The organism is Pseudomonas sp. BN411 (genome assembly GCF_029871235.1).
Lineage (GTDB): Bacteria > Pseudomonadota > Gammaproteobacteria > Pseudomonadales > Pseudomonadaceae > Metapseudomonas.
Window position 1 is genome coordinate 25,260 of record NZ_SSOM01000062.1, and the last position, 10,781, is coordinate 36,040.

A 10,781-nucleotide genomic window follows, 5' to 3' on the forward strand; every position below is an offset into this window, starting at 1 on the left:
AGGAGCTGGCTTGCCAGCGAATGGCCCTTTTTCGCTAGCAAGCTAGCTCCTACAAGGCTCCTGGGCCGATGGGAGACCTCTGGCTACAGCTATCACAGACATAGTCAATTCATTCGCCCCTACAAGAGCACACCGGCCCAATGTGTTTCTGAAATAAAAAAGGCGGGAGGACAGCAGTCTCTCCCGCCAAAACCGGAGCAATCTCGTTCAGGGCTTACCAGGTCAGCACGGCACCCAGGGCAACGGTGTCGGTGTCTTCGTTCTGGGCATCACCCTCATGGCCATCGATCTCGAACTGGTTGTACTCGGCCACCAGCTTGAGGTTGTCGTTGATGTCGTGGAACAGCGCGATGCCGCGGGTTTCGTAGTCGGCACCGGTGTTCACCACGCCGTTGCCGTCGTCCTTGGTCTTGCCGTAGGACAGCGCCAGGCGGTTCTTGCCGAAGCGGTAGGAGCCCTGCAGCAGGTAGCCGTCGCTGTCCACTTCGCGCAGGGTCGGCTCGCCGGCGTTGTTGGTGAAGAAGGGGTTGATGCCCTTGGCCTGGAAGCCGGAGCCCACCAGGGTGAAGGCGCCCATCTTGGCCTGCACGCCGTAACCCAGGCCCTTGGAGGTGACGGAATCGACGTTGGGATCGGTGTTTTCCGAAGTCTGGTAGGCGCCGTTGACCCAGGAGTAGATCTGCGCGCCGCCCAGATCGAACTCGTAGGTGACCTCGCTCTCGAAGCGCGGGTTTTCCTGGTAGGCCTTGCCGGTGGGGCTGTCGTCGTTGGTGTCCACCGGGTCCATGATGCCCACGGCGGCGCGCAGGCCGTCGGTTTTCGGGCTGCGGTAGGTGATCTGCGAAGTCGGGAACGGATAGGGGTAGCCGCTGCCGATGTTGCCGAAGGACACGCCGCCGCCATCCACCAGGCCGAGGGTATCGCTGACCTGGCCGTAACCGGCGAGCAGTTCATCGAGCAGGATGTTGGAACGGGCGAACAGGCCGAAGTCCTTGCCCACCAGCACCTCGCCCCAGTCGCTGCCGGCGGTGCCATAGAACTGGCGGACGTCGATGGCGGTGGCGGTGCCGTTGGTTTCGCTGTCGTTGATGGTGACCCAGAAGGAGGAGCGGGCGCCGATCTTGAGGTCGTCCACCTGCTTGCCCATGTTGAAACCGATCCAGTTAGGCAGGAAGCCCATCTTCACCCGCGATTGGCGGCGGTCGAACTGCTCGCCGTCGCGATCCACGTCGCTGTTGACGTAGAAGGCGTTGACGTAGCCGTCGGTGGAGAAGGTGGTCTGGTCCTTGTCGTACAGGACGATCTCCGCGGCGGCCTGCTGGGTGGCGAGGGCTACCGCTGCCGCGAGGGCAAGGCGGGACAAACGGGCTTGGGCGATCTTCTTGTTGTGCATGACGCTCTCCGTTGTGGGTAGACGACCGGGCAGGTCAGTCGAGTCGGAGGCGATTATCGAAACGCCATCAGGTCTGCCATACGCTGCATTGGCGGGGGTTTCGCCCTGCTTTGGCCGGGTTCTGCAAGCCGCGCCGGGAAGGCTTAATACCGGGCTCGTCCAAAGTCTTAGCCCGACGGACGGTCAAACAGCACGAAAGGACGCAGCCCTTTCGGGCTCGTCCTTCAGCACAGGAATGGAGGGGGAAATCAGTACGAGAGGTGCCAGCCCGGCGCAGGGGTTTCGGCATTGGCCAGGGCAAGGCAGGTCGTCCCGGCGATCAGACAGTCGAGTTGCTCTTGCAGGTGGCTGGGTTGCAGCTCGGTCAATGCCTGGTGCACACGCGAGCGATGGTCGACCGCCAGGCCGGCCAGGTGATCAAGCCAGCATTGGCGGGCGTAGCTGGCGAATTCCGCGTCTTCCCGGACCAGCCGCTGAGCGAGGCTCAAGCGCAGATCATCCACTTGTGCCTGGTCCTGCGCCGCCAGGCGCTCGCTTTGACGCTGGAGGAAGTCCTGAAGGTGCGCGAACAGCCCCGCCACGGATTCCCTCGGCGACTGCACAGCGAACAGCAGGCCACGGTGCGGCCCGAACTGCTTGAAGCCGCAGGCCAGCGCGTAGCCCAGTTGCAGCTCGCCCCTCAGGCGCTGGTGAAAGGCCGGCTCCAGCAGACTGGCCAGAAGCCGCGCAGACGCCTCCGCCCCGGCGCTGGCTGGATCGAGTGGATAGAAGAGCAGCAGCGCCGCTTCGCCTTCCATCTCCAGCCGATGCCAGGTACGTCCGCCCTGCCCGGCCAATACGCTGGGTGTGGCAGGCAAGCCCGGCAGTTCTGCGTCCACCACCACGTCGCCCACGGCCAGACCCTGCCAGCGTGCCTGCTGCCAGAAGTGCGCCAGGGCTTCAGCATTGAGCGCAGCCGGCGCGTCTGTGGCCGCTGCGAGCAAGCCCGGCAGGTGTTGCAGCATCTGGCGCAAGGGCAGCTCGCCGGCATTGCGACTCGCCGCACTTCGCTGCAAGCGCGGTCCCTGGGCAAGGCTCCAGAGCGGTGGGGCCTGCAGCAGCGGCAGCACATCGCTGCTGACGTGACGTAGAACACGGACATCTCCCAGCAGCTCAAGCGTGATCCCGCCCTGCTCCGCCTTGAGCCCGCCTGTCACGCCAGCCCCGGCGGCGGCACCCAAGGTGGGGCGCAATGCCCGTTGCAGTGCTGAGACGAGCCCCTGGGGCAGCCCGCTGTCTGCGGGTTGCCAGTGCAGGAACAGCGCGCCCTGGCCACTGGCCTCGGGCAGGACCGGCCTGGCGGGCAATCGCGTATGAGTCGCCGCCAAAGGCGCCGACGGGATCAGATAAGGGTTGGGCGGCGGCAGTCGCCAGTGGGCGCCGGATGATCCGCCGGGACCATCCTCGAGCCGCTCCAGATTCAGGGGGAAGCCAGCCGAAGCGTGGTTACTCGCGCAATCGGAATCATCGGCCTGGAGATGGATCAGGCATTCGACTCGCAATTGTTCAAGCAGCGCCTGGACTTCCTCACGGGTCGGAAGCCGGGGCGCCATCGCGACATCCAGCGGCGCCAGTTCGGCGTGGCGTCGGCGCAGGCGCTCCAGCCGCTCCTCCCAGAGGTCCGGCCAGGGTGCAGTGGCGCGCAGGAAGTCCAGCCAGCCCAGGACCTCGGCCTCCAGTTGCACGCAGTCCGCGCCTTCCACCCGCTCGAAGTCCATCACCAGCAAGCCTTGCCCGCCATCGGCGCAGGACAGGCGCAGGTGCACGCCGTCGCTCAATTCAAGGACGCCGAGGCGTTCTTGCAGGCCGCCGGCTGAGTCGTCCTGGACCAGACACTCCAGAAAGGCCGTGGCCGCCTCCAGGGCGTCGCCTTGTTGTGCCACGGCGAACGCCAGCAGGAGCCGTCCGCCTCCGCCTGGCACACCAAGCCGAAGCCGTTTCGCACGAAGCGGCAGCATGGGTGGCACGACCGGCTCCGGCAAACCTCTGCCCGCCTGTAATGGCTCGCCGTAGCGCCGGGCAAGTTCCAGCTGTTGCTCCAGGGGGTGCGGCGAAATCAGGGTCAGGCACATGCGGCCCGGCTGGTAATGGTCCCGATGGAAGCGATGGAGCGCGGGCATGAATGCGGGAGATTCCAGTTTCAGGCTGGCGGCATTGCCCGCATGGAAATCCGCCAGCGGGTGACCGGCCGCGAGCGCCCATGCCAGCGCGGCGTCGGAGAGAGTCCGACAGTCCCGCGCACGGGCGCTGTATTCAGCCTGCAGAACCTCCCGCTCTCGCCAGAGCGCAGCCGTTTCCAGCAAGGGATTGGCCAGCATGTCCAGGAGCCGCGCCAGCGCCTGATCGATGTGCGCCTCCGGCACCTCGCAGAAGAAGCGCGTGCTGCGTGGGCGGGTACTCGCATTGACCCGGCCGCCGAGGCCCTGGACGAATGGAATCAGGCCCTGTTCCGGGGGAAATTCGCGGCTACCCAGGAACACCAGGTGCTCAAGAAAGTGGGCCAGCCCGGGATAGTCGGCGGGCTCATCGTGGCTGCCGCCGCGAACCTCCACCAGCACCGCGCAAAGCGTCGTGCCAGGCCGATGCAGCAGGCGCACTTCCAGGCCGTTGGCCAGGTGAGTGGCCAGTGATGGCTGCTGTTCGGACGACTCGACAAGGCTGGACATGGCGCATCGGAATTGGGAGGAACCTGATTCTAGAGTCCTGCCCGCCTTCTGAGCTAGCAATGCTTCTTTGGAACTATTCCGGTGGCTCATGCGTCCTATCCGACCGCGTAATGGCAGATTTCCTACAGCCCGTTGAGAGATTTGCCAGCCCCTTGCATGGGCGTGACGCCATCGTTGCAACTGACATCTCACACCGATAATGGCGCAATGCCATATGGACTGGTGGCCCAATCGGAGCATTCATGGAACAGACTCCCCAACAACAAGTACCGCCAAGCGAAATCGCCTTGCTGGCCAATATCCTGGCCCTGACAACCCGCAACATGACCGCCATCACCACCCTGCTGGCAAAAGTCACCGCGAACATGGCCAACTCCACCGACAGCACCCTCCAGGCGGCATCGGTCGGCCTGCTGGACCAGGTCACAGGCCTGGGCCACGACCTGGAATTGCAGTGGGACCTGATCCAGTCGCTGGACCGCTACTGCCCCCTGCTCGCCCGCACACCGCCGGCGCGAACCTCGCTGGTCACCGAAATCGACATCAGCCAGCTACCGCTCAGTCACTAAGGGCTTGATTTTTGCTAGGCGATCCTTTAGGGTCGCCGCCGTTAGTACCAAGTTGTAAGTCAATCCGGCCTTCCGATCCCTCGCCTCTCACCCCTGAGAAGCCCAACCCAAAGGGACCCGGCCACCCCCGCCGACGCACCGACCGCAACTCTCGCCGAAGGCGATGCAGTAAAGCTGTCATGAGCACGCGGTAGATTGACCAGGACTGCCAGCCGAGCCAGACCCTTGCCCGGCGCAGCACCTGGCATCCCAAGTACCAGCTGCCAGAGCTTGATCCCGATCGGGGAACTTCATGCCGGCACCCTTGCTCCGATAAGGATCATCCGACCAGAGTGTGTTACTCGGCGGATTCGGAGCCATTGTCTGGCGGCCCATGGCCGCAAAACGAAGGAAGCAACACGATGACCATCCATCATCAAGCCCAAGCTGCAATCAGCACCCTGACCCACGCATTTGCGCCGTTCACCTGCCATATCACCGCCGCTCGCAACGGCAACTTCAGCTTCACCATCGTCAACGAGTTTGGTGTCGCCCGTCATAGCGAGCGTTTGTACCCGGAGCACTATGGCGACGCCGATCACCTGCAGAATGTGATCGACCGGACGCACAAAGCGCTGAATGCCTGAAGATGCAGCCCACGACAAAAGCCCCGCAAATGCGGGGCTTTTTCATGGGCGATCAATGGGGCCCCACCTTCGCGACTGCAAATCTACCAGTTGGCTCGAAGGAACTCCGAGAGGAGCGGTCCGCGCATCCTCGTAATCCTCCACAACGCCGACAGCCTGTTACCTAAGCACGACAGACCGGGCATAATTCGCCCCTTCAAATCGCCAGCCCAGCGTTTCCATGCGAATTCACGTCACCTTCATCGACCGCGTCGGCATCACCCAGGAGGTCCTGGCCTTGCTCGGCGGCCGCAACCTCAATCTGGATGCGGTGGAAATGGTGCCGCCCAACGTCTATATCGACGCCCCCACCCTCAGCCCGGAAGTGCTCGACGAGCTGCGCGACGCCCTGCATGCCGTGCACGGCGTGCAGGAAGTGACGGTGGTGGACATCCTTCCCGGCCAGCGCCGGCGCCTGCAGCTGGATGCGCTGCTGGCCGCCATGACCGATCCGGTACTGGCAGTGGATGGCGATGGCCGCATCCTGCTGGCCAACCCGGCGCTGATTGCCCTCTACGGCGCCGAGCCGGAAGGCCAGCCCCTGGCGCAACTGTTCGGCGACGACAGGCTGCACAGCGCCCTGCTGGAACACGGGTTCCGCCTCCCCCTGCGGGAAATCACCCTCAAAGGGCAGGCACTGCTGCTGGATGCGGTACCCATTACCGAAGGCGATCACCTGACCGGCGCTCTGCTCACGCTCTACCAGCCCAACCGAATCGGCGAACGCCTCTCAGCGCTGCACCACGACCATGCCGCCGAGGGTTTCGACGCCCTGCTGGGCGACTCGGCCCCTATGGCCATGCTCAAGGCACGCGCCCAACGGGTAGCGGCCCTGGACGCGCCGCTGCTGATACGCGGCGAGACCGGCACCGGTAAGGAGCTGGTGGCTCGCGCCTGCCACGCCGCCAGCGCCCGCCGCAACCAACCGTTCCTGGCACTGAACTGCGCCGCACTGCCGGAAAACCTGGCCGAGAGCGAGCTGTTCGGCTATGCCCCCGGCGCCTTCACCGGTGCCCAGCGCGGCGGCAAGCCCGGCCTGCTGGAACTGGCCCATCAGGGCACGGTCTTCCTCGACGAAATCGGCGAAATGTCGCCCTACCTGCAAGCCAAGCTGCTGCGCTTCCTTAGCGACGGCAGCTTCCGCCGCGTGGGCGGTGACCGCGAGATCAAGGTGGACGTGCGCATCCTCAGCGCCACCCACCGCAACCTGGAGAAGATGGTTGGCGAAGGCGCCTTCCGCGAAGACCTCTTCTACCGCCTGAACGTACTCAACCTGGAAGTGCCGCCACTGCGCGAACGCGGCCAGGACATCCTGCTGCTGGCTCGCTTTTTCATGCAGCAGGCCTGCACCCAGATCCAGCGACCGGCCTGCCGCCTGGCACCCGGCACCTTCCAGGCCCTGCTGGGCAACCGCTGGCCGGGCAATGTGCGCCAACTGCAGAACGTGATCTTCCGTGCCGCCGCCATCTGCGAGAGCAGCCTGGTGGAGATCGGCGACCTGGACATCGCTGGCACCGCAGTGGCACGCCAGAGCGACGGCGAGGTGAACAGCCTGGAGGAGGCCGTTGAGAACTTCGAGCGAGCGCTGCTGGAGAAGCTCTTCGTCACCTATCCCTCGACCCGCCAACTGGCCGCGCGGCTGCAGACCTCCCATACCGCCATTGCCCACCGGCTGCGCAAGTATGGGATCCCAGGCAAAACCTGATACTTGTTCGAGATACAACCAATATCTCATTGATAAATATCGTTTTTTACTCATGCGTCTTTAGACGAAAAACCTGAATCGCACGCATGGCCGAGCAACCCCGTAGGGTGCGCCATGCGCGCCGATTCCAGGATTGGCACCGGAGCCGGCATAGATTTCTGGTGCGCGCGGCGCACCCTACCCAAACTCTTCTTACAAAACATTAGATAGCTTCGTTAACTAGCTGTTTTTAATTGATTTACTCAGTAAGCAAGCCCGGGCCGTAGCGAAATCGATACAGCGTAACGATTCCGCAACATCCAGCCGTAAGCCCCGTCACTACTGGCTCCCCACACATTCCCGCAAAAAGCGCCCATCACCCTGTAGCGATTTCGCTACAGAGGCCATCACCCATTTCCTCCACTAACACTCGCAAAGCCTTGATTTACAAGGCATACAGCCTTCTGGCACTGCCCTTGCTAAAGGCCGGGCAACAGCGCGCGGCCATGACCGCGTGCGGGGCTAAGCGCCTGGCAGAAGAAACAGGCGCGTCATACGAGTTGAGGACCAAAGATGAGCGTATTGCGTTTCACCGCCGACCACGAATGGCTGCGCCTGGAAGAGAACGGCAGCGTCACCGTAGGCATTACCGAGTACGCGCAGGACGCGCTGGGCGATGTGGTCTTCGTTCAACTCCCGGAACTGCAGGCCTATGCCAAGGGCGAAGAAGTCGCCGTGCTGGAGTCGGTGAAGGCCGCCAGCAACATCGTCATGCCGCTGGATGGCGAAGTGATCGAAGTGAACCAGCAACTGGCCGACAGCCCCGAACTGGTCAACGAAGAGCCCCTGGGCAAGGGCTGGTTCTTCCGCATGCAGCTGTCCGACACCAGCATCCTTGACGGCCTCCTCGACCAGGCCGGCTACGAAAACCTGCTGAAAGCCAACGGCTGAGGAACGACCATGAGCCTCTCAACCCCCATCCTTGGCACCGCCAACGAATTCATCGCCCGCCACATCGGCCCGCGCGAGGCCGATATCAAGGCCATGCTGCAACTGCTCGGCCATGAAGACATCGAAGCCCTGACTGCGGGCGTCATCCCCGACAGTATCAAGGGCACCAGCGTGCTCGACCTGCCGGCCGGCCAGGGCGAGGCCGAAGCCCTCGCCGCGATCAAGGCCATCGCCGCGAAGAACCAGCTGTTCAAGAGCTACATCGGCCAGGGCTACTACCCCTGCCACACCCCCAGCCCGATCCTGCGCAACCTGCTGGAAAACCCGGCCTGGTACACCGCCTACACCCCCTACCAGCCGGAAATCTCCCAGGGCCGCCTGGAAGCCCTGCTGAACTTCCAGACCCTGGTCAGCGACCTCTCCGGCCTGCCGGTGGCCAACGCCTCGCTGCTCGACGAAGGCACCGCCGCCGCCGAAGCCATGACCTTCTGCAAGCGCCTGGCGAAGAACAAGGCCAGCAACGCCTTCTTCGCTTCCCAGCACTGCCACCCGCAGACCCTTGACGTGCTGCGCACCCGCGCCGAGCCGCTGGGCATCGAGGTGGTGATCGGCGACGAGCGTGAGATCACCGACGCCAGCGCCTACTTCGGCGCCCTGCTGCAGTACCCCGCCGCCAACGGCGATGTCTTCGACTACCGCGAACTGGTGGCGCGCTTCCACGCCGCCGGCGCCCTGGTGGCGGTCGCCGCCGACCTGCTGGCCCTGACCCTGCTGACCCCGCCCGGCGAGTTCGGCGCCGACGTCGCCCTCGGCAGCGCCCAGCGCTTCGGCGTGCCGCTGGGCTTCGGCGGCCCGCACGCGGCCTACTTCGCCACCCGCGACAGCTTCAAGCGCGACATGCCCGGCCGCCTGGTCGGCGTCTCCATCGACCGCCACGGCCAACCGGCCCTGCGCCTGGCCATGCAGACCCGCGAGCAGCACATCCGCCGCGAGAAGGCCACCAGCAACATCTGCACCGCGCAGGTGCTGCTGGCCAACATCGCCAGCATGTACGCCGTCTACCACGGCCCGCAGGGCCTGACCCGCATCGCCAACCGCGTGCACCAGCTGACCGCGATCCTCGCCGAGGGCCTGAGCCAGCTGGGCGTGACCGTCGAGCAGGCGCACTTCTTCGACACCCTGACCCTGGCCACCGGCGCCCAGACCGCCGAGCGCCACGCCGCAGCCCGCGCCCAGCGCCTCAACCTGCGTGAAGTGGATGCCGTGCGCCTCGGCCTGTCGCTGGACGAAACCACCACCCAGGCCGACGTCGAGCAGCTCTGGGCGCTGTTCGCCGACGGCCAGGCGCTGCCGGTCTTCGCCGAGCTGGCCGCCAAGGTCGCCAGCCGCCTGCCGGCCGCCCTGCTGCGCCAGGGCGCGATCCTCGCCCACCCGGTGTTCAACCGCTACCACTCGGAAACCGAGCTGATGCGCTACCTGCGCAAGCTCGCCGACAAGGACCTGGCGCTGGACCGCAGCATGATCCCGCTGGGCTCCTGCACCATGAAGCTGAACGCCGCCAGCGAGATGATCCCGGTGACCTGGGCCGAGTTCGGCGCCCTGCACCCCTTCGCCCCGGCCGAGCAGTCCCAGGGCTACCAGGCACTCACTACCGAGCTGGAAGCCATGCTGTGTAAGGCCACCGGCTATGATGCCGTGTCCCTGCAGCCGAACGCCGGCTCCCAGGGCGAATACGCCGGCCTGCTGGCGATCCGCGCCTATCACCTCAGCCGTGGCGACGACCAGCGCGACATCTGCCTGATCCCGCAATCGGCCCACGGCACCAACCCGGCCACCGCCAGCATGGTCGGCATGCGCGTGGTGGTCACCGCCTGCGACGCCCGCGGCAACGTCGACATCGCCGACCTCAAGGCCAAGGCCGAGGAGCATAAGGAGCGCCTCGCCGCGCTGATGATCACCTACCCGTCCACCCACGGCGTGTTCGAGGAAGGCATCCGCGAGATCTGCGAGATCATCCACGCCAACGGCGGCCAGGTGTACATCGACGGCGCCAACATGAACGCCATGGTCGGCCTCTGCGCGCCGGGCCAGTTCGGCGGCGACGTCTCCCACCTGAACCTGCACAAGACCTTCTGCATCCCCCACGGCGGCGGCGGCCCGGGCGTTGGCCCGATCGGTGTGAAGGCCCACCTGGCGCCCTTCCTGCCCGGCCACGCGCAGATGGCCCGCAAGGACGGCGCGGTCAGCGCGGCGCCCTTCGGCAGCGCCAGCATCCTGCCGATCACCTGGATGTACATCCGCATGATGGGCGGCGACGGCCTGCGCCGCGCCACCCAGCTGGCGATCCTCAACGCCAACTACATCGCCCGCCGCCTGGAAGAGCACTACCCGGTGCTCTACACCGGCAGCAACGGCCTGGTGGCCCACGAGTGCATCCTCGACCTGCGCCCGCTCAAGGAGACCAGCGGCATCAGCGTCGACGACGTCGCCAAGCGCCTGATCGACTACGGCTTCCACGCCCCGACCATGAGCTTCCCGGTGCCCGGCACGCTGATGATCGAGCCCACCGAGAGCGAGTCGAAGGAAGAGCTGGACCGCTTCTGCGACACCATGATCCGCATCCGCGAGGAAATCCGCGCGGTCGAGGCCGGTGAGCTGGACAAGGACGACAACCCGCTGAAGAACGCCCCGCACACCGCCCACGAGCTGGTCGGCGAGTGGACCCACTGCTACAGCCGCGAACTCGCCGTGTACCCCAGCGCCAGCCTGGTGGACGGCAAGTACTGGCCGCCGGTGGGCCGCGTGGACAACGTC

Annotated in this window: 7 protein-coding genes; 5 read left to right on the forward strand and 2 right to left on the reverse strand. The window is 65.3% G+C overall.

The window, feature by feature from the left end; all coding sequences use genetic code 11:
* Positions 1-214 precede the first annotated feature (214 nt).
* Positions 215-1,393: a porin gene (locus tag E8F06_RS09830; protein ID WP_280366576.1), complete on the reverse strand. Its 1,179-nt coding sequence runs from the start codon at positions 1,391-1,393 to the stop codon at positions 215-217.
* A 248-nt stretch (positions 1,394-1,641) separates the two neighbouring features.
* Positions 1,642-4,098 carry a pyrroloquinoline quinone biosynthesis protein PqqF gene (gene pqqF / locus E8F06_RS09835; protein ID WP_280366578.1) on the reverse strand — a complete coding sequence of 819 codons (2,457 nt, stop codon included), beginning with the start codon at positions 4,096-4,098 and terminating at the stop codon, positions 1,642-1,644.
* Positions 4,099-4,340: 242 nt separating this feature from the next.
* Between pqqF and E8F06_RS09840 the strand changes: the two genes are divergently transcribed.
* The 5 genes from E8F06_RS09840 to gcvP all read left to right on the forward strand — a co-directional run.
* Positions 4,341-4,667, forward strand: coding sequence for a hypothetical protein (locus tag E8F06_RS09840; protein WP_190834911.1), 327 nt, complete (start codon positions 4,341-4,343; stop codon positions 4,665-4,667).
* Between the two features lie 401 nt (positions 4,668-5,068).
* On the forward strand, positions 5,069-5,293 hold the full coding sequence (locus E8F06_RS09845) for a hypothetical protein (protein WP_280366581.1): 225 nt from the start codon (positions 5,069-5,071) through the stop codon (positions 5,291-5,293).
* A 220-nt stretch (positions 5,294-5,513) separates the two neighbouring features.
* A complete protein-coding gene (locus E8F06_RS09850; RefSeq protein ID WP_280366583.1) occupies positions 5,514-7,037 on the forward strand; it encodes a sigma-54-dependent transcriptional regulator in 1,524 nt (507 codons plus the stop codon).
* Positions 7,038-7,589: 552 nt separating this feature from the next.
* Positions 7,590-7,967: a glycine cleavage system protein GcvH gene (gene gcvH / locus E8F06_RS09855; RefSeq protein WP_280366586.1), complete on the forward strand. Its 378-nt coding sequence runs from the start codon at positions 7,590-7,592 to the stop codon at positions 7,965-7,967.
* A 9-nt stretch (positions 7,968-7,976) separates the two neighbouring features.
* A partial coding sequence (gene gcvP / locus E8F06_RS09860; RefSeq protein ID WP_280366588.1) for an aminomethyl-transferring glycine dehydrogenase occupies positions 7,977-10,781 on the forward strand: 2,805 nt, incomplete at its 3' end.

Excerpts from the sequence above, each read along its gene's own strand:
- E8F06_RS09830 (WP_280366576.1), bottom strand. The coding sequence starts at position 1,393 with ATGCACAACAAGAAGATCGCCCAAGCCCGTTTGTCCCGCCTTGCCCTC.
- pqqF (WP_280366578.1), bottom strand. The coding sequence starts at position 4,098 with ATGTCCAGCCTTGTCGAGTCGTCCGAACAGCAGCCATCACTGGCCACT.
- E8F06_RS09840 (WP_190834911.1), top strand. The coding sequence starts at position 4,341 with ATGGAACAGACTCCCCAACAACAAGTACCGCCAAGCGAAATCGCCTTG.
- E8F06_RS09845 (WP_280366581.1), top strand. The coding sequence starts at position 5,069 with ATGACCATCCATCATCAAGCCCAAGCTGCAATCAGCACCCTGACCCAC.
- E8F06_RS09850 (WP_280366583.1), top strand. The coding sequence starts at position 5,514 with ATGCGAATTCACGTCACCTTCATCGACCGCGTCGGCATCACCCAGGAG.
- gcvH (WP_280366586.1), top strand. The coding sequence starts at position 7,590 with ATGAGCGTATTGCGTTTCACCGCCGACCACGAATGGCTGCGCCTGGAA.